This window comes from Nonomuraea sp. NPDC049400 (assembly GCF_044466425.1).
GTDB lineage: Bacteria > Actinomycetota > Actinomycetes > Streptosporangiales > Streptosporangiaceae > Nonomuraea.
This window is the reverse complement of sequence record NZ_JBITMP010000006.1, coordinates 346,075-363,441: the sequence shown is the minus strand read 5'-3', so window position 1 is coordinate 363,441 and position 17,367 is coordinate 346,075. Positions and strand designations below refer to the sequence as shown.

General features: G+C 69.2%; 16 protein-coding genes. 10 read left to right on the top strand and 6 right to left on the bottom strand.

The window, feature by feature from the left end; genetic code table 11:
* Positions 1–56: 56 nt before the first annotated feature.
* Entirely contained in the window at positions 57–302 is a 246-nt protein-coding gene (locus ACIBVN_RS11710; protein WP_043638353.1) for a sulfurtransferase TusA family protein, read from the bottom strand.
* Positions 299–1,432, bottom strand: a complete 1,134-nt coding sequence (locus tag ACIBVN_RS11705) for a cysteine desulfurase family protein (RefSeq protein ID WP_397135229.1) — start codon at positions 1,430–1,432, stop codon at positions 299–301. The genes ACIBVN_RS11710 and ACIBVN_RS11705 overlap by 4 nt, the downstream gene beginning before the upstream one ends.
* Before the next feature lie 319 nt (positions 1,433–1,751).
* Between ACIBVN_RS11705 and ACIBVN_RS11700 the strand changes: the two genes are divergently transcribed.
* The 4 genes from ACIBVN_RS11700 to ACIBVN_RS11685 all read left to right on the top strand — a co-directional run bounded on the left by ACIBVN_RS11700 (position 1,752) and on the right by ACIBVN_RS11685 (position 5,834).
* Positions 1,752–2,414 (top strand): cytochrome c oxidase subunit II, encoded by a 663-nt coding sequence (locus ACIBVN_RS11700; RefSeq protein ID WP_397135227.1) that lies wholly within the window; start codon positions 1,752–1,754, stop codon positions 2,412–2,414.
* Positions 2,411–4,072, top strand: a complete 1,662-nt coding sequence (gene ctaD, locus ACIBVN_RS11695; RefSeq protein ID WP_397135225.1) for a cytochrome c oxidase subunit I — start codon at positions 2,411–2,413, stop codon at positions 4,070–4,072. The genes ACIBVN_RS11700 and ctaD overlap by 4 nt, the downstream gene beginning before the upstream one ends.
* Positions 4,072–4,485: a cytochrome c oxidase subunit 4 gene (locus ACIBVN_RS11690; protein WP_397135223.1), complete on the top strand. Its 414-nt coding sequence runs from the start codon at positions 4,072–4,074 to the stop codon at positions 4,483–4,485. Before ctaD ends, ACIBVN_RS11690 begins: the two co-directional genes overlap by 1 nt.
* 269 nt (positions 4,486–4,754) lie before the next feature.
* Complete coding sequence (locus ACIBVN_RS11685; protein WP_397135221.1) at positions 4,755–5,834, top strand: Ig-like domain-containing protein; 1,080 nt, start codon at positions 4,755–4,757, stop codon at positions 5,832–5,834.
* Positions 5,835–5,940: 106 nt separating this feature from the next.
* Here ACIBVN_RS11685 and trpD read toward each other — a convergent pair whose 3' ends face one another.
* On the bottom strand, positions 5,941–6,987 hold the full coding sequence (gene trpD, locus ACIBVN_RS11680) for an anthranilate phosphoribosyltransferase (protein ID WP_397135219.1): 1,047 nt from the start codon (positions 6,985–6,987) through the stop codon (positions 5,941–5,943).
* 6 nt (positions 6,988–6,993) lie between these two features.
* The gene (locus tag ACIBVN_RS11675) at positions 6,994–7,392 is read right to left on the bottom strand and encodes a hypothetical protein (protein WP_397135322.1); all 399 of its coding nucleotides are present in this window, start codon (positions 7,390–7,392) and stop codon (positions 6,994–6,996) included.
* Between the two features lie 210 nt (positions 7,393–7,602).
* Between ACIBVN_RS11675 and ACIBVN_RS11670 the strand changes: the two genes are divergently transcribed.
* The 4 genes from ACIBVN_RS11670 to ACIBVN_RS11655 are packed head-to-tail and all read left to right on the top strand — an operon-like array spanning position 7,603 to position 11,844.
* Positions 7,603–8,256, top strand: coding sequence for a heme-copper oxidase subunit III (locus ACIBVN_RS11670; RefSeq protein ID WP_397135217.1), 654 nt, complete (start codon positions 7,603–7,605; stop codon positions 8,254–8,256).
* 14 nt (positions 8,257–8,270) lie between these two features.
* A complete protein-coding gene (locus tag ACIBVN_RS11665) occupies positions 8,271–9,083 on the top strand; it encodes a c-type cytochrome (protein ID WP_397135215.1) in 813 nt (270 codons plus the stop codon).
* Positions 9,080–10,192 (top strand): Rieske 2Fe-2S domain-containing protein, encoded by a 1,113-nt coding sequence (locus tag ACIBVN_RS11660; protein ID WP_397135213.1) that lies wholly within the window; start codon positions 9,080–9,082, stop codon positions 10,190–10,192. The genes ACIBVN_RS11665 and ACIBVN_RS11660 overlap by 4 nt, the downstream gene beginning before the upstream one ends.
* The gene (locus tag ACIBVN_RS11655; RefSeq protein WP_397135211.1) at positions 10,189–11,844 is read left to right on the top strand and encodes a cytochrome bc complex cytochrome b subunit; all 1,656 of its coding nucleotides are present in this window, start codon (positions 10,189–10,191) and stop codon (positions 11,842–11,844) included. The genes ACIBVN_RS11660 and ACIBVN_RS11655 overlap by 4 nt, the downstream gene beginning before the upstream one ends.
* Positions 11,845–12,307: 463 nt before the next feature.
* Here ACIBVN_RS11655 and ACIBVN_RS11650 read toward each other — a convergent pair whose 3' ends face one another.
* Both ACIBVN_RS11650 and ACIBVN_RS11645 read right to left on the bottom strand, forming a co-directional pair.
* Complete coding sequence (locus ACIBVN_RS11650) at positions 12,308–12,595, bottom strand: Lrp/AsnC ligand binding domain-containing protein (RefSeq protein ID WP_349448115.1); 288 nt, start codon at positions 12,593–12,595, stop codon at positions 12,308–12,310.
* 17 nt (positions 12,596–12,612) lie between these two features.
* A complete protein-coding gene (locus ACIBVN_RS11645) occupies positions 12,613–14,382 on the bottom strand; it encodes a DEDD exonuclease domain-containing protein (protein ID WP_397135209.1) in 1,770 nt (589 codons plus the stop codon).
* A gap of 30 nt (positions 14,383–14,412) precedes the next feature.
* Between ACIBVN_RS11645 and ACIBVN_RS11640 the strand changes: the two genes are divergently transcribed.
* Both ACIBVN_RS11640 and ACIBVN_RS11635 read left to right on the top strand, forming a co-directional pair.
* Positions 14,413–15,921: a serine/threonine-protein kinase gene (locus ACIBVN_RS11640; protein ID WP_397135207.1), complete on the top strand. Its 1,509-nt coding sequence runs from the start codon at positions 14,413–14,415 to the stop codon at positions 15,919–15,921.
* Positions 15,911–17,347: a serine/threonine-protein kinase gene (locus ACIBVN_RS11635; RefSeq protein ID WP_397135205.1), complete on the top strand. Its 1,437-nt coding sequence runs from the start codon at positions 15,911–15,913 to the stop codon at positions 17,345–17,347. The genes ACIBVN_RS11640 and ACIBVN_RS11635 overlap by 11 nt, the downstream gene beginning before the upstream one ends.
* Positions 17,348–17,367: the final 20 nt, after the last annotated feature.

Below are 17,367 nucleotides of genomic sequence, written 5' to 3'. Positions count from 1 at the left end.
CCCCGAAGGTCGATGACTTCGTACGGGAAGCCCCTACCCACCCATTTGGGGAAAAGTCAGTAGTTGCGCCTCACGTGGATCGCCCAGCCGCCCTCGGGCAGCTCGTACGAACCCACGTGCCGGTGCGACTTCAGCCTGCACCACGCCGGAACGTCCGTATAAGCCGCCGGATCGTCGGCCAGCACGGCCACGACGGCGTTGAGCGGGACGTAGTTGATCTGCTCGGCGAGCATGATGATCGGGATCGGGCACTTCTTCCCGAGCGCGTCGATCGTCAGAGCCGGCTGGGTAACCTCGGTCATGCGACTCCCGCGTCCTGGCGGATGCGGCGCACCAGATCGGGCAGCACGGCGAGGAATCTGTCGACCTCGGCCGCGGAAGTGCCCCTGGGCAGCGACACCCGGACATTGCCATGCGTCAGCACGCCCATCGCTTCAAGAACGTGCGATGGACGAAGCGTACTAGCGGTGCACGAGCTTCCTGACGAAACCGCGAAACCAGCCTTGTCCAGCTCGGTCAGCAGCGCCTCGCCGTCGACGTACAGGCACGAAAAGGTCACGATGTGCGGCGCCCGCTCAACGGGGTCGCCGATGACCTCCACGTCCGGGACGATCTTCGGCACCGTCTCCCTGATCCTCCCGACGAGCTCGGACAGGCGCGCCTGCTCCTGCGCCGCCTCCGCGGCCATCGCGCGCAGGGCGGCCGCCGCCGCCACGATGCCGGGCACGTTCTCGAACCCCGGCACCCGCCGCCGCTCCCGCTCGTCCTCCGGCAGGAACGAGCGGAACCGCGTGCCCTTGCGCACCACCAGCACGCCCACCCCCGCGGGGCCGCCCCACTTGTGTGCGCTGGCGGTGAGCACCGACCAGCCGTCCGGTATCGGCATCCTGCCGGCCGTCTGCGCCGCGTCCACCAGCAGCGGAACCCCGTGGGACCGGCAGGCCGCGGCGGCCTCGGCCACCGGCTGCATCGTGCCGACCTCGTGGCTGGCCGTCTGCAGGCAGGCCAGCGCGGTGCCGGGACGGGAGACCGCCTCGGCGAAGCGGTCGAGGTCGACCCGGCCCGTCAGGTCCACGCCGACCGTCTCCACCGTGCCGCCGTCGCGTTCGTGCACCCCGCCGGCGTGCAGCACGCTGGAGTGCTCGACCGCGCTGGTCACCAGGTGGCGCCCGGCCCTGCGCCTGCCGTGTAGGGTGCCGAGGACGCCGAGATGCACGGCCTGTGTGCCGGATGAGGTGAACGACACCTCGTCCGGGCGCGCGCCGAGCGCCTCGGCCACCTCCGTGCGGGCCTGCTCGAGCAGCAGGTGCGCGCGGCGGGCCTGGCCGTACAGTCTCGCGGGGTCGGCCCAGCCGACGTCGATCGCCGCCAGCAGCGCCTCGCGTGCCTGAGGGTGGAGCGGCTCGCTCGAAGCCGCGTCGAAGTACGCCACGAGACTTATCGTCCCACTTGCGGCGCCATCGAGGGGTCGCGCGGTAGGGCGAGGCACCTGCACGCTAATGTGTCTGCAATCAGCTGTGCATCTGGAAATAGGAGCGCCCAAGAGAGAGACTCTTGGGCTTCATCTGTGGGGTAGGCGATCCGTGAGTCCGACTCGCCGTACGACGCGGCGTTCGTTGGCCCGGCGCAGGGTGCCGCGCGCCGCCGCTTTGGCGTTGCTGCTGGCCACTGCTACGGCGTGTGCTAATGACGTACCGAAGGCTGACTGGTCTCGCGGCCTTCTTCCCGACCATGTCACCGAGCAGGGTGACGTGGTCCAGAGCCTGTGGAACGGGGCCTGGATCGCCGCCCTCGCCACGGGCGCCGTGGTCATCGTTCTGATCGTGTGGGCGGCCATCTTCCACCGCAAGCGCAAGTCCAGCGCGGATCTCCCGCCGCAGGTGCGCTACAACCTGCCGATCGAGATGCTCTACACCTTGATCCCGCTTGTCATGGTGTCGGTGTTCTTCTTCTTCACCGCCCGCGACAGCGAGACGCTGACCCGGGTGGACGGCGACGCGACCGTCAAGGTCAAGGTCGAGGCCTTCCAGTGGAGCTGGCGCTTCACCACGACCGTCAACGGCAAGACGTTGCAGCCGGTCGCGGGCGTGCCGGTGAGTGACTACCACCAGGGCCCCCAGCTGGTCCTGCCGACGAAGACGAAGGTCGAGTTCGACCTGTCGACCGACGATGTCATCCACTCGTTCTGGGTGCCGGAGTTCCTGTTCAAGCGGGACGTCCTCCCCGGGATCAAGGAAGACAACCCGGGCCGCAAGTTCCAGATCACGACCCTTGACCGGACCGGCGTCTTCGCGGGCCGCTGCGCCGAGCTGTGCGGCGTCGACCACAGCCGCATGCTCTTCTCGGTGAAGCTCGTCCCGCAGCAAGAGTTCGACCAGTACATCGCGACACACCAGGCTGGGAGTGCCCAGTGACCGCCATCCACGAACCCCTACGCGCGTCGGCCAGGCCCGTAACCAAGGGCCAGGTGATCGCCAAGTGGCTGTCCTCCACTGATCACAAGATCATCGGGCACCTCTACCTGATCACGTCGTTCGCCTTCTTCCTGATCGGCGGCGTCATGGCGCTGGTCATGCGGGCCGAGCTGGCGCAGCCGGGCATGCAGTTCACCAGCAACGAGCAGTTCAACCAGCTGTTCACCATGCACGGCACGATCATGCTGCTGATGTTCGCGACGCCGCTGTTCGCCGGCTTCGCCAACGAGCTGATGCCGCTGCAGATCGGCGCGCCCGACGTGGCGTTCCCGCGCCTCAACATGGTGAGCTACTGGCTCTACCTGTTCGGCAGCATCATCGCCGTGTCGGGCTTCTTCACCCCGGGCGGCGCGGCCTCGTTCGGCTGGTTCGCCTACACGCCGCTGTCCAACGCGATCAACTCGCCCGGCATCGGCAGCGACCTGTGGATCATGGGCCTGGCCCTGTCGGGTCTGGGCACGATCCTCGGCTCGGTTAACTTCATCACCACGATCATCTGCATGCGCGCGCCCGGCATGACCATGTTCCGCATGCCGATCTTCACCTGGAACGTGCTGCTCACCAGCATGCTCGTGCTGATGGCCTTCCCCGTGCTGGCCGCCGCGCTGCTCGCGCTGGAGTCCGACCGCAAGCTCGGCACCCACATCTTCGCCTCGGAAAACGGCGGCGCGATGTTGTGGCAGCACTTGTTCTGGTTCTTCGGCCACCCTGAGGTGTACATCATCGCGCTGCCGTTCTTCGGCATCGTGAGCGAGATCCTGCCGGTCTTCAGCCGCAAGCCGATCTTCGGTTACATCAGCCTCGTGGTCGCGACGATCTCGATCGCGGGTCTGTCCATCACGGTCTGGGCGCACCACATGTTCCCGACCGGGCAGGTGCTGCTGCCGTTCTTCTCGTTCATGACATTCCTCATCGCGGTGCCGACGGGTGTGAAGTTCTTCAACTGGATCGGCACCTTGTGGCGGGGGCACCTGTCGTTCGAGTCGCCGATGCTCTTCTCGGTCGGCTTCCTCGTCACCTTCCTCCTGGGCGGTCTGACGGGCGTCATCCTGGCCTCGCCGCCGCTCGACTTCCACATCAGCGACACCTACTTCGTCGTCGCCCACTTCCACTACGTGGTCTTCGGCACGGTCGTGTTCGCCATGTTCGCGGGCTTCTACTTCTGGTGGCCCAAGTTCACCGGCAAGATGCTCAACGACAAGCTCGGCAAGCTGCACTTCTGGCTGCTGTTCATCGGCTTCCACACGACGTTCCTCATCCAGCACTGGCTGGGCATGCTGGGCTTCCCGCGCCGCTACGCCGACTACAGCGCGGCTGACGGCTTCACCGACCTCAACATGATCTCGTCGGTGGGCGCGTTCGTCCTGGGCGCCTCGACGCTGCCGTTCTTCTACAACGTCTGGAAGACCTGGCGCAGCGCGCCCAAGGTCACGGTCGACGACCCCTGGGGCTACGGCGGCTCGCTCGAATGGGCGACCTCCTGCCCGCCGCCGCGGCACAACTTCACCTCGCTGCCGCGCATCCGGTCCGAGCGCCCGGCGTTCGACCTGCACTACCCGCACGTTTCTGCCAAGCCGGCGCAGGAGGTTGAGGCCTGATGAAAGTCCAGGGTTGGCTGTTCCTCGCGTGCGGCCTGTTCTTCGCCGGCGTCGACGTCGCCTACTGGTTCTGGACCAAGGCGGCGACGGGCCAGGGTGAGCCGGTCGGCACCACGGCCATGGCGATCTCGGTCGGGTTCGCGTTCATGGTCGGCTACTACCTGATGTTCACCGCGCGGCGCATCGGCGCCCAGCCGGAGGACAACAAGCAGGCCGAGATCAGCGACGGCGCGGGCGAGATCGGGTTCTTCAGCCCGAGCAGCTGGTGGCCGCTGTTCCTGTGCCTGGCGGCGGCCTTCGCCTTCGCCGGGTTCGTGATCGGCTTCTGGATGTTCCTGATCGGGCTCTTCCTGGTCATCATGGCCATGATCGGGTTCGTGTTCCAGTACTACCGGGGTCACTTCTCGCACTGACCTGTTTTGCCGAAGCGGGCGTCTCTCTTGAGGGGGGACGCCCGCTTTTTCGCGTTCTTTACCAGTATGCGGATGTGGTTAATCGATCACGGAGGGTAATAAAGGAGACGGAAGCGGTTCGATCGCGGACGAGGGAGTCATTCGTGGGACACGTAGCGAAGGGATCGGCCGGGCTGCTGGCCGTGGCACTGCTGTCTGCGTGCTCAGCGGGCGGCGCACCGAAACCTACTGGCGGGATGGCGATGGCCGGAGGGGCCCAGGGGCCCTCTGTGACGTTCTCTCCGCACGACAAGGCCGCGAACGTGCCCACAGACCAGCCCCTGGTGGTCTCGGCCCGTACGGGCACGCTCAAGAGCGTACGGGTGGACGGCGGCAAGTCCGGGCCGCTGGCGGGCGTGCTCAGCACCGACCGCACCCGCTGGCGCAGCAACGTCACCGCCAGGCCCAGCACGGCTTACACGGTCACCGTGGTCTCCGTGGACGGCGCGGGCAAGGAGAGCCAGACCACCAGCACGTTCACGACGGTCAAGGGCGACAAGGCGTTCGACATCAAGACGATCACCCCGAACAAGGAGGACACCGGGCTGACGGTCGGCGTCGGGATGCCCATCATGATCGCCTTCGACAAGCCCATCGCCGACCGGGTGTCCGTGGAGCGCAACCTCACCGTCCGCAGCTCCAAGCCGGTGGAGGGGGCCTGGCACTGGTTCGACGACAGCCACGTGGACTTCCGGCCGGAGAAGTACTGGCCGGCGCACACGAAGGTCCAGGTGGAGGCGAAGCTCGCCGGCGTGCGCGGCGGCCCAGGCATGTACGGCAAGCGCGACGTACGGCTCGACTTCAAGATCGGTCGCGAGCAGATCACCAAGGGCAGCACCAACGAGCACGTGCTGATCGTCCGGCGGGACGGCAGGAAGATCCGCGAGATGCCGATGAGCGCGGGCCAGGGCGGGGTATGGAAGTACCACACGACCTCGGGCGTCCACCTGGCGATGTCGCGCGAGCCCGTCACGGTCATGACCTCGCCCGACGCCGGCCCTGGACAGCCCGGGTACTACTCACTGACGGTCTACAACACCGTCCGCATCTCCAACAGCGGCGAGTACGTGCACAGCGCACCCTGGTCGGTGGGCTCCCAGGGGAACTCGAACGTCAGCCACGGCTGCGTGAACATCAGCCCGGCGAACGCCATCTGGTTCCTCAAGAACACGCTGATCGGGGATCCGATCATCATCACGGGGACGCCGCGGAAGCTGGAGCCCACGAACGGGTGGGGGCACTGGCAGGAGAACTGGAAGGAGTGGCTCAAGTGGAGCGTGCTCAAGGGCGGCCCGACCATCACGTTCTGATGCCGGTTCCGTAACGCCCCGGCTGTCACGCCGGGGCGCGTACGCCGCCCCACCGAGCCCGATTTCACGAAGGCGGCGCCATTTCGGAGGCCGCGGAGTGGCGCCGTCAGGCGCGGCTGAAGGAGGCGCTGGCCTCGACCCAGCGGTCGAGGGTGGCGGCGGCCGCGCCCGAGTCGACGGCCTGGACCGCTCGGGCGTAGCCCTCGGTCATGGCCGCGTCGAGGTCGTCGCCGGGCCCGTTGAGCGCCACCAGGGCCGCGGCGGCGTTCAGCAGGACGGCGTCGCGCACCGGACCCGTCTTGCCCTGCACCAGGTCGCGTACGGCCTGGGCGTTGAACGTCACGTCGCCGCCCCGCAGCGCGCCCACGTCGGCGCGCGGGATGCCGAGGACCGTCGGGTCGAAGGTGGCCTGCGTGGCCGTGCCCTCCTTGACCACCCAGACCGTCGAGGTGCCCGCGATGGTCAGCTCGTCGAGCCCGTCGTCGCCGCGGAACACCAGGGCCGAGACGCCGCGCTCGGCGAAGACGCCGGCCAGGACGGGCAGCATGCGCGGGTCGAAGACGCCGATGGCCTGGGCGGCGGGGCGGGCCGGGTTGGTGAGGGGGCCCAGGAAGTTGAAGACCGTGGGCACGCCGATCTCCTTGCGCGGCGGACCGGCGAAGCGGAGCGCGGGGTGGTAGACCGGGGCGAAGCAGAACGCGATGCCCGCCTCGCGCGCCACCCGCGCGGTCTGCTCGGGCGTGAGGTCGAGCCGGATCCCCAGGTGCTCCAGGACGTCGGCCGCGCCGCACGAGGACGAGGCCGCGCGGTTGCCGTGCTTGACGACCCGGGCGCCCGCGGCGGCGGCCACGATGGCGGCCATCGTCGAGACGTTGACGGTGTGGGCGCGGTCGCCGCCCGTGCCGACGATGTCGACCACGGGCCCCTCCACGCTCAGCGGCGTGGCCAGCTCCAGCATGGTGCGGGCCAGGCCCACCACCTCGGCCACCGTCTCGCCCTTGGCGCGCAGCGCGACCGCGAACCCGGCGATCTGGGCGGGCGTCGCGGCGCCGGACATGATCTCCCGCATCGCCCAGGCCGTCTCGTCGGAGGTGAGGTGCTCCCCGGACAGGAGAGCGGAGAGCAGGGTGGGCCAGGTCGTCCGGGAGTCCATGGGCACCTACTTGGCGTTGAGTCGGGTGGAGGAGCGGCGGCGCATCAGGTCGGCCACCGTGTCGGCGAGCACCATGGGCTCCAGCGGCTGCGGCACGACGGCGTCGGCCTTGGACCATTCGGCCAGCCAGCGGTCGTCGCGCCGGGCGATGATCAGGCAGATGGGCGGGCAGTCGTAGACCTCGTCCTTGGCCTGGCGGGAGACGCCCATGCCGCCCGCGGGCTGCGTCTCGCCGTCGAGGACGGCCACGTCGATCTCGCCTGAGCCCAGCCACTGGTGGACCTTGGGCTCGGTGGCGCACTCCACGATCTCCACGAGGGGTACGTCGGCCGCGGGGCGCCTGCCGATGGCCTGGCTCACCTCAGCCCTGGTGGCGGCGTCGTCGCTGTAGACGAGGACCCTCATCGTGTCGCCGGTGCTCCCAGTGGACGTCACTGTCGCGCTCACTATCCCTTGTAGCGGTATGGTCACCTCGGATGGTACCGGTGCGCGGCTGTGCATTCCCAGGCCACCATGTCTGACAGGGCCTTTTGAGGCGATTATCCCAGGTTGCCTACCGGTTTGTACCTGCTAACCGGGGGGTCGTGCGCGGGACCGACCACCGAAGCCGCAATAATGCTGCCCGTGGCGACAGCATCCGCAATAACTTCGACGACGACAGCACAGTCGTACCGCAGACCCAATCTGGTCAGTGTCGGGACGATCGTCTGGCTGTCCTCCGAGCTCATGTTCTTCGCGGCGCTGTTCGCGATGTACTTCACCATCCGGTCGGTGAGCGAGGGCAACGGCCTCGTCTGGGGGCCCGCGCTGCACAAGGCGGGCCTCGAGGTCGCAGAGGGCGCTCACCTGAACATCCCGTTCGCGACGGTCAACACGATCATCCTGGTCCTGTCGAGTGTGACGTGCCAGTTCGGTGTGTGGGCCGCAGAGAAGGGGCAGGTGCAAAAGCTCCGCTTCTGGTACATCGTCAGCTTCCTCATGGGCGCGGTCTTCGTGGCCGGGCAGCTGTACGAGTACGGCGAGCTGGCGTCGGAGGGCGCGACCCTGTCCGCTAACGCCTACACCTCGGTGTTCTACCTGACGACGGGCTTCCATGGCCTGCACGTGACCGGTGGCCTTTTCGCGTTCCTGTTCATGCTGGGACGCACGTACGCCGCGAAGCGCTTCACGCATGAGCAGGCCACCAGCGCGATCGTCGTGTCCTACTACTGGCACTTCGTAGACGTCGTCTGGATCGGTCTCTTCGCGACCATCTACATCATTCGTTAAGGAACGGGATCTCTGTGACTAGGATCACCGCTTGGCGGCGGCATCCCCTCGCGAGATACGCCGTCCTGATTTTGGCGTTGGCGCTGGTCGGGATGGTATACGCCGCCTTTGTCCAGGCGGGTAAGCCTGCCGACGCGGCACTGGCGGCAGGCAAGGTCGATGACGTGGCCGAGGGCAAGAGTCTGTTCGTACAGCACTGCTCCAGCTGCCACGGCATGAACGCGGAGGGCATCAAGGACAAGGCGCCCACGCTCATCGGAGTCGGCGCCGCGGCCGTCGACTTCCAGATGAGCACCGGCCGCATGCCCGCCGCCAACCCCGGCCCGCAGGCTCCGCGTAAGCCGCTCGCGCCCTGGGTCGACGAGACGAAGATCAGGCAGATCGGCGCCTACGTGCAGTCGCTGGGCGGCGGCCCGCAGGTCCCCGCCTCGGAGCACGTCGACCCCAAGCTCGGCGACGCCGGCAAGGGCGGCGAGCTGTTCCGCGCCAACTGCATCCAGTGTCACAACTGGGTCGGCGCCGGCGGCGCCCTCACGCAGGGCAAGTACGCCCCCAACCTCAACTCGGCGACCCCCACGCAGATCTACGAGGCGATGGTCACCGGCCCGCAGGCGATGCCGGTCTTCAACGACTCGACCATCACGCCTGAAGAGAAGCGCAGCATGATCGCCTACATCACCCAGGTCCGCGAGCAGAAGGACCCGGGAGGTTTCGGCCTCGGGCGCATTGGACCGGTCACCGAAGGTCTCGTAGCGTGGATCGTGGGCCTCAGCGTCCTCGCACTCGCCGCCATCTGGATCACCGCGAAGAAGCGACAGAAGTCATGACAGACAACGAGCACGAGATCGAGCAGCCCGATGAGCGCGTACCCAAGCGCGTCATCGGCACCCCCGCGCCGGGCACCTCGATGCTCGGCACCGCGGAAGCGGCGGACGTCGAGAAGGAAGTCCCCGGCGTCACGCTGCCCGACGAGACCAAGGCCCGCAAGGCCGAGAAGATCGTGGCGCTCTGCTACACGATCACGTTCCTGGCGGCCATCGCGTTCATCATCTCCTACGTGGTCTTCCAGGTCGGCAGCCCCGAGGCGACCGGAGTGTCCAACTTCGCGCTGGGCACCTCGCTGACGGTGGCGATCCTGGGGCTGGCGGTCGGCATCGTGATCTGGGTCCGCCAGATCATGCCGAAGTACTCCCTGATCCAGGAGCGCCACGCGATGGCCTCCGAGGAGGACGACCGCGAGGTCGTGGCCGACACGTTCGTCCAGGGGGCCAACGAGAGCGGCTTCGTCAAGCGCAAGCTGCTGCGCCGCACGCTGCTGCTGGCCGCCGCGCCCCTCGGCCTGGTGCCGCTGGTGCTGCTGCGCGACCTCGACAACAACAAGATGCCGGGCGCGAAGTTCCACAAGACGCTGCGCCACACGGTCTGGGGCGAGAAGACCAAGGAGGGCAAGCCGCTCAGGCTCGTCGTCGAGGGCACCGGCCAGCCGATCAGGGCCGCCGACTTCAACTCGCCCGGCGGCATCCTGTCGGTGGTCCCCGAGGGCTACGAGCACGACCTCAACGCCCTCGCCAAGGCCACGCTGATCCTGATCAAGTTCCGCCCGGAGGAGCTCAAGAGCGGCGTCCGGCAGAACTGGACGCACGACGGCATCGTGGCATACTCCAAGATCTGCACTCACGTGGGCTGCCCCGCCGCCCTCTACGAGCAGAACACCCACCACATCCTCTGCCCCTGCCACCAGTCGACGTTCGACGCGGCCGACGGTGCGAAGGTCATCTTCGGTCCGGCCGCCCGGCCGCTGCCGCAGCTGCCCATCTCCGTCGACGCCGAGGGCTACCTCGTCGCCCAGGGCGACTTCGAGGTGCCGGTCGGCCCCAGCTACTGGGAACGCGGTGACGCCGAGCAGGCGGCCAGGGAGAAGGGAGGCCAGGCATGAGCGAGCTCAATGCCGTTCCCAAGGGCATCGCGGGGCCGTCGACGTTCCTCGACGACCGCCTCGGCGGGGCCAACTTCCTCAAGCGCAACCTGCGCAAGATCTTCCCGGACCACTGGTCGTTCCTGCTGGGCGAGATCGCGCTCTACTCGTTCGTCATCCTGCTGCTGACCGGTACGTTCCTGACGTTCTGGTTCAAGCCGAGCATGATGGAGATCGCCTACGACGGCTCGTACGCGCCGCTCAAGGGCGTGATGATGTCGGAGGCCTACGCGTCGTCGCTGGAGATCAGCTTCGACGTCCGTGGTGGTCTGCTCATCCGGCAGATGCACCACTGGGCGGCCCTGATGTTCGTGGCCGGCATGATGGTCCACATGCTGCGGGTGTTCTTCACGGGCGCCTACCGCAAGCCGCGCGAGCTCAACTGGCTGATCGGCGTGCTGCTGCTGACGCTGGCGCTGGCCGAGGGCCTGACCGGCTACTCGCTGCCGGACGACCTGCTCTCCGGCGCGGGTCTGCGGATCACCGAGGGCGTGGCGATCTCGCTGCCGCTGGTCGGCACGTACATCACGTTCTTCCTGTTCGGCGGGGAATATCCGGGTGAGGATGTCATCGCCCGGTTCTACTCGCTGCACATCCTGCTCATCCCGGGCATCCTGCTGGCGCTGATTTCGGCGCACATGGTGCTCATGTGGGTGCAGAAGCACACCCAGATGCCGGGCAAGGGGCGTACCAACCAGAACGTGGTGGGCGCGCCGTTCTACCCGGCCTTCATGGCCAAGGCGGGGGCGTACTTCCTGTTCACGCTCGCCACGGTGGCGGGGCTGGCGACGTTCACCCAGATCAACCCGATCTGGCTGTTCGGCCCGTACACGCCCGCCGACGTGTCGGCAGGCTCGCAGCCCGACTTCTACATGGGCTTCCTCGAGGGCGCGCTGCGCATCATGGTGCCGTGGGAGATCAACCTCTTCGGCACCTCCCAGGCGGGCACGCTGCCGCTGAGCGTGATCATCCCGGCGCTGGTGCCGATGGGCATCATCATGACGGGGCTCGCGCTCTACCCGTTCATCGAGCGCTGGGTGACGGGCGACAACCGCGAGCACCACGTGGCCGACCGGCCGCGCAACAACCCGCACCGCACCTCGATCGGCATGTCGGCCATCACGTTCTACGGCGTGCTGTGGCTGCTCGGCGCCAACGACGAGCTCTCGGCGAACTTCCACATCAGCCTCAACTGGACGACGTACGCCGGGCGGGTGCTGATCTTCGTGGCGCCGGCGCTGGCGTACCTGATCACCTACCGCATGTGCCTCGGCCTGCAGCGCTCCGACGCCGCGGTCGTCTCGCACGGCGTGGAGTCCGGCGTCATCAAGCGGCTTCCGCACGGTGAGTTCATCGAGGTCCACACGCCGCAGGCGGACGACATCGAGGCCCACGTGCGCGGCAAGGAGCCGGTGGCGATGCTGCCGGTGGCCGAGGACGCCGCGGGCATCCCGCCGAAGGGCATGCGCGGCCCGATCGGCAAGCTGCGCGCACGCATGTCGAAGGCGTACGGCGGGGAGAAGATCCCGCTGGACGACGGGCACGGACACGGGCACGAGGAGGAGCACGCCGCCATCGGCTCCGGTGGCGACGACCGCAGCCTCACCCACTGACCCACCCTCTTCGCCACACCTGACGGCGGGCCCGGACGACACACGTTCGTCCGGGCCCGCCGCCGTTTCCACGCCACCTGCCGGGCGTCATCGCGCGGGGGAGCGGCCGGCATGCCAGACACCAGGCATCGACGAGCGGACGGGCCTCACCGGGCGGGGCGGAGCGGCTGCAGGGCGCTCGGCGGGCCGCACTTCACGCCGCCTCAGGGATACGGCGCCGCGCCCTGGGAAGCCGAACGGGTGGGCTCGCGGCGGCGGTGCTGCGCCGTCGTGCGGGGCGGCGAAGGGGTGGGCTTGCGGCACGGTGCTGCGCCGTCGTGCGGGTCGGCCTATGGGTGGGCGTGCGTTGCCGGTGGTGCGCCGTCGTGCGGGCAGGCACGAGAGGGTGGCGGCTGAAGCGGCGACGCACAGCAGGACGGCGATTCGCGCGCCCGGGTGAGCGGGCGCGGCTGACGGAAAGCGGTCAGTCGGCCTCGGGGAAGCCGATGGAGAAGGCGGCGTCCAGGTCGTGCTTGGAGTACGCGCGGAAGGCGATGTGCGTCTCCGTGTGCAGCACCCCGGCCACCTTGTTGATCCGCCCGGGCACCACCTCGGCGATCTCCTCATAGGCGGCCACCCGCACCATCGCCATCAGGTCGTAGTCGCCGGTGATGGAGTAGACCTCGCTGACCCCTTCGATCTCGGCGATCGTCTGGGCGACCTCCGGGATCCGGTCTACCTCTGCATTGATGTGGACGATAGCCGTGACCATGGCTCAACCATATCGTTTCACCTCAGAGGTCGCCCCTCCCGGCTTCGCCGCTGATCGAGATGCCGGTACGCCAGGTCGATGCGGGTCTTGTGGCGGGCGGCGCCCCAGGCGGGCAGGCTCCACTCGCCGTCCACCTCCACCAGTCGCACCCCGGGCGACTCCAGCCAGCGCAGGATGCACTCGGTCTCCTCGGCGCTGGCCGCGTGGATCGGGCCGGGCCCCGGGATGACGGCCTCGGCGGTGGCCGTCAGGGACTCCACGAACGGGGTCGGATGGGCGCCCTTCGGCATGACGCCGGCCGCCGCGAGCCGCCCGTAGCGGATGACGTGGATGTCCCAGCCGCCGTCGAAGGCCGGGCTGGCGGCCACTAACTGCGGGATGCGGGTGATGGCGCTCAGCCGCTGCATGCGGGCCGCCGTGCGGACGAAGGAGGCCAGGCGGTCGCGGTCGACCGACGCCTCCTCGTAGCGCTGCTCCACCGACAGCCGCTCCATGCGGGCCGCCACGGCGGTGAAGACCAGCGAGGCGTCGAGCGTCATGGCCCGGCGCGCGCTCTCCGCGTGGACCGCGTATTCCTGCCGGCTCTCCTTGCCCTCGCAGGGCGCGCCGCAGCGGCCCATGTCGTGGAGCACGCAGGCCGACCGCCGGGTGCGCAGCGTGATGGGCTGGGTGCACTGGCGCAGGGGGACCGCCTCGTGCAGGGCGATGCGGGCGTCGTCGGCGGCGCGGGCGCTGGTGAACGGGCCGAGGTAGGTGGCCCCGTCGTCCTTGATCTCGCGGACGATCGACAGGCGCGGGAACACCTCGGTGGTGAGCTTGAGCCAGAGCACCTTCTCGGGGAAGCGGGAGCGGCGGTTGTAGCGGGGCTTGGCGCCGCCGATCAGGCGCAGCTCCCTGACCTCCGCCTCCAGGGCGGTCGAGCAGACGATGTGGCGCACCCGCTCGGCGATGCCGATCATCTCGCGGATGCGGGGGCGGGTCTCGCCCGCCGTGAAGTAGGAGCGCACGCGGTTGCGCAGGTTGGTGCTCTTGCCGATGTAGAGCACCTCGCCGCGCTCGTCCTCGAAGAAGTAGACCCCGGGGGCGTGCGGGACGGACTCGGCCAGGTGGCGCTTGCGCTGCTGCTCGGGCGTGGGGGCGCGGACGAACGACTTGAGCTCTTCGAGCGTGTGCACCTGGAACGCCCCCGCCCGCTCGATCAGCCCGTGGAGCACGTCGACGGTGGCCCTGGCGTCCTGCAGGGCGCGGTGGCACGGCTCGGTGGCGCTGCGGAAGAACCTGGCCAGCGTCGCCAGCTTGGCGTTGGGGACCTCGTCGCGGGTCAGCACCCGGCGGGCCAGGTCGACGGTGTCGACGACCGGATTGGCGGGCGGGGGATAGCCGTGGGCGGCACAGGCGGCCTTGACGAAGCGGGTGTCGAAGCCGGCGTTGTGGGCCACCAGCGTCGCCCCGCGGATGAACTCGAGAAAGCTCGGCAGCACCGCCTCGATCCGCGGGGCAGCCGTGACCATGGCGTCGGTGATGCCGGTCAGCACGGAGATGAACGGCGGGATCGGCCCACCGGGATCGACCAGCGTGGAGAACTCGCCGAGCACCTCGCCCGCCCGGACCTTGACCGCGCCGATCTCGGTGATGGCGTCGTCGGACGGGGCGCCGCCGGTCGTCTCGAGGTCGAACACGACGAACGTGACGTCGCTCAGCGGAGTGCCGAGCTCGTCGAGAGTGCCTTGAACCGCGTCCACGATCCAAGACCATAGAGAGGGGGACCGACAGGAACGAATAACCATCCCTCTTGATCCTTAGTTACCCTTCCCTGTATGTCCGCGGGAAGACTTGCCGGCCGCTATGCCCTGCTGCGCCCTCTTGGCGCGGGCGGCATGGGAAAGGTGTGGCTGGCCAGGGATGAGATGCTTGACCGTGATGTCGCGGTCAAGGAGCTCACGCTGGCCGAAGGCATGTCGCCGAAGGAGCGTTCCGATTCGGTGAAGCGGGCCGTGCGCGAGGCGCAGGCCACCGCGCGGCTGCGGCATCCCGGCATCGTGGCGCTGCACGACGTGGTCGTCGAGCAGGATCGGCCCTGGCTGGTCATGGAGCTGCTGCGGGGTCGCACGCTGGGTGAGACGGTGCGCGAGTTCGGACCCATGCCGGCTGACCATGCCGCGCGGGTCGGCGCCGACGTGCTGGAGGCGTTGATGGCGGCCCACGCGCTGGGGATGCAGCACCGCGACGTCAAGCCGGGCAACGTGTTCCTGACCGAGAGCGGCCGGGTGGTGCTCACCGACTTCGGCATCGCCAGGCAGGAGGGCCAGGCCACGCTCACCGAGCAGGGGCTGATGATCGGCTCGCCGGGGTTCATCGCGCCCGAGCGGCTCGCCGGCGAGTCCGGCAGTCCGGCCAGCGACCTGTGGTCCCTCGGCGCCACGCTCTACGTCGCGCTGACGGGCGCGCCCGCCTACGCGGGGTCCGCGGCCCAGCGGGTGCGCTCGACGCTGACGGAGCCCGCACCGGTCGCTCCAGGGCCCCTGGGTCCGCTGCTGTCGGCCATGATGGAGCAGCACCCGGCCGCCCGCCCCGACGCGCGGGTGGTCGTGCACGCGCTCAGGCAGGTGGCCGCGGGCGGGCAGGCGCCGCCGCTGCCGGCCAACCATGACGCGACCGCGCCCAGCAAGGTCGGCCGGCGCGGCGGCAGGGCCGCGCTCTGGATCGCCGCCGCGTCGGCGCTGGTCCTCGCCGCGGGCGGCACGACCGCCTTCCTCGTCCTGCGGGACCGGGCGGACGCCGTGCCGGCCGCGTTCACCGCGCCGATGGATGTGTGCACGCTGCTCAGCCGGCAGGACGTGGGCAGGCTGCTGCGTACGCAGAGTCCCCCGAAGGCGCAGCCGAGCTCGGACGGCGACGGCCCCGAGTGCAGCTGGACGGTCACCAACACCGGCGTGGGCCTGCAGGTGCAGAAAGACTCCGACACCGTCGATCCCTGGTCGATGACCACGGTCTCGGCCAAGACGCTGTTCCAGAATCAGAAGCGCCACTGGGAGAGGTACGACACCGCCGACTGGATCTGGCCCGAGATCGGGGTGAAGACCAGGCAGCAGGCCGACCGTACCCCGGTCCGCCAGGTCACCGGCGTCGGCGAGGAGGCGTTCGGCTTCGAGCTGAAGGGCACCACGGGCCGCGTCCACACCGCGCAGGTCTTCTACCGCCTGGCCAACCTGGTGGTCGTCGTCGAATACACGGCGCTCGGCGACAAGCCGACCGACGAGGAGATCAAGCAGACGGCGCTGAAAGCGGCGCAGGCGAGCGAGCAGGCGTTGCGCAATGCCGGATGACCTCTATCTGCTGGCCGGCCGCTACCGCCTGATCGAGCGGCTCGGGCAGGGCGGCGCGGGCACGGTGTGGCGGGCCATCGACGAGATCCTCGACCGCCAGGTCGCGGTCAAGCAGGTACGTGTGCCGGACGGGCTGACGCCGCCCGAGCGGGCGGAGTTCGCCGGCATCGCGATCCACGAGGCCAGGACGGCGGGCAGGCTGCGCGACCCGGCGATCGTGCTCGTCCACGACGTCGTCCTGGAGGGCGACCAGCCGTGGATCATCATGGACCTGGTCAGCGGCCGCTCCCTGGACAAAGTGATCAAGGAACAGGGGCCGCTGCCGCCCGGCTACGTGGCCGCGGTCGGGCTGCGCGTGCTGTCCGCCCTGGAGGTGGCCCACGCCAGCGGCATGCTCCACCAGGACGTCAAGCCCGCGAACATCCTGCTCGACGCCGACGGCTCGGCCATGCTCACCGACTTCGGCATCGCGACGCAGATGGGCGGGCAGGGCGGCAGGTTCGGCTTCGCGGGCTCGCCCGGCTACATGGCACCCGAGCGGCTCAACGAGCAGCCCTCCGGCCCGGCGTCCGACCTGTGGTCGCTCGGCGCCAGCCTCTACACCGCGGTGGAGGGGCGCGCGCCGTTCGAGCGGGAGCTGTCCGCGGCGGTGGCGGCGGCGGTGCTGCTGCACGAGCCGCCGTTCCCGGTGAGGGCGGGCCGCGAGTTCGGCGGCCTGCTCATGGCCATGCTCGCGAAGGACCCGGCAGCCCGTCCCACGGCGGCCCAGGTCCGCCAGGCGCTGACCGCCCTGGCCGGGCCCGCCCCGGTTCCCCGGCGCCGGTGGTGGCTGGTGCCCGCCGTGCTCGCCGCGGCCGTGGCACTGGGCGCCGGCGGCTGGTACGCCGCGGGCGCGCTGGGGAGCGGGCCCGAGACGGGCAGGTTCGCCAAGACGCCCGACCCCTGCGCGCTGCTCAGCGACGCCCAGGCCGCACAGATCGTGAAGGAGAAGCCGAAGCGCACGCTCACCAGGCCGGGCGAGTGCCAGTGGATCGTCCGCCAGGGCATCGCGGACGAGCGCCGCCTCATCGTACGCACCTGGGCCGAGCAACCCGACGGCGACCTCAGCGGCCCGCAGGTGGCGCTGCGCCGCTTCACCAGCGAGAAGGCCAGCCGCACCGCGGGGCAGGGCACGGAGCGGCGCCTCGCCCGCGGTTCGGTCGGCGACGTCAAGGGCGTCGGGGAGGCGGCGATCATCCAGAACAGTTTCGAGATCTCCGGGAGCTCCGACGTCGAGGGCTTCTCCACCAGCACGGTGCTCTTCCGCACGAGCAACCTGCTCGGCGAGGTGGTCTGGAAGCGTACCGACGTGCCGGTCTCGGCCCCGTTGGACAAAGAACCGGCGCTCGCGGCCGCCCGCCTGATCGCGGCGGCCCTGTCCAAGTGAGCCGGTCAAGATGAGAACTG

Excerpts from the sequence above, each read along its gene's own strand:
- trpD (WP_397135219.1), bottom strand. The coding sequence starts at position 6,987 with ATGGACTCCCGGACGACCTGGCCCACCCTGCTCTCCGCTCTCCTGTCC.
- ACIBVN_RS11635 (WP_397135205.1), top strand. The coding sequence starts at position 15,911 with ATGCCGGATGACCTCTATCTGCTGGCCGGCCGCTACCGCCTGATCGAG.
- ACIBVN_RS11655 (WP_397135211.1), top strand. The coding sequence starts at position 10,189 with ATGAGCGAGCTCAATGCCGTTCCCAAGGGCATCGCGGGGCCGTCGACG.
- ACIBVN_RS11675 (WP_397135322.1), bottom strand. The coding sequence starts at position 7,392 with ATGAGGGTCCTCGTCTACAGCGACGACGCCGCCACCAGGGCTGAGGTG.
- ACIBVN_RS11640 (WP_397135207.1), top strand. The coding sequence starts at position 14,413 with ATGTCCGCGGGAAGACTTGCCGGCCGCTATGCCCTGCTGCGCCCTCTT.
- ACIBVN_RS11670 (WP_397135217.1), top strand. The coding sequence starts at position 7,603 with ATGCTGCCCGTGGCGACAGCATCCGCAATAACTTCGACGACGACAGCA.
- ACIBVN_RS11660 (WP_397135213.1), top strand. The coding sequence starts at position 9,080 with ATGACAGACAACGAGCACGAGATCGAGCAGCCCGATGAGCGCGTACCC.
- ACIBVN_RS11710 (WP_043638353.1), bottom strand. The coding sequence starts at position 302 with ATGACCGAGGTTACCCAGCCGGCTCTGACGATCGACGCGCTCGGGAAG.
- ACIBVN_RS11645 (WP_397135209.1), bottom strand. The coding sequence starts at position 14,382 with ATGGTTATTCGTTCCTGTCGGTCCCCCTCTCTATGGTCTTGGATCGTG.
- ACIBVN_RS11650 (WP_349448115.1), bottom strand. The coding sequence starts at position 12,595 with ATGGTCACGGCTATCGTCCACATCAATGCAGAGGTAGACCGGATCCCG.
- ACIBVN_RS11690 (WP_397135223.1), top strand. The coding sequence starts at position 4,072 with ATGAAAGTCCAGGGTTGGCTGTTCCTCGCGTGCGGCCTGTTCTTCGCC.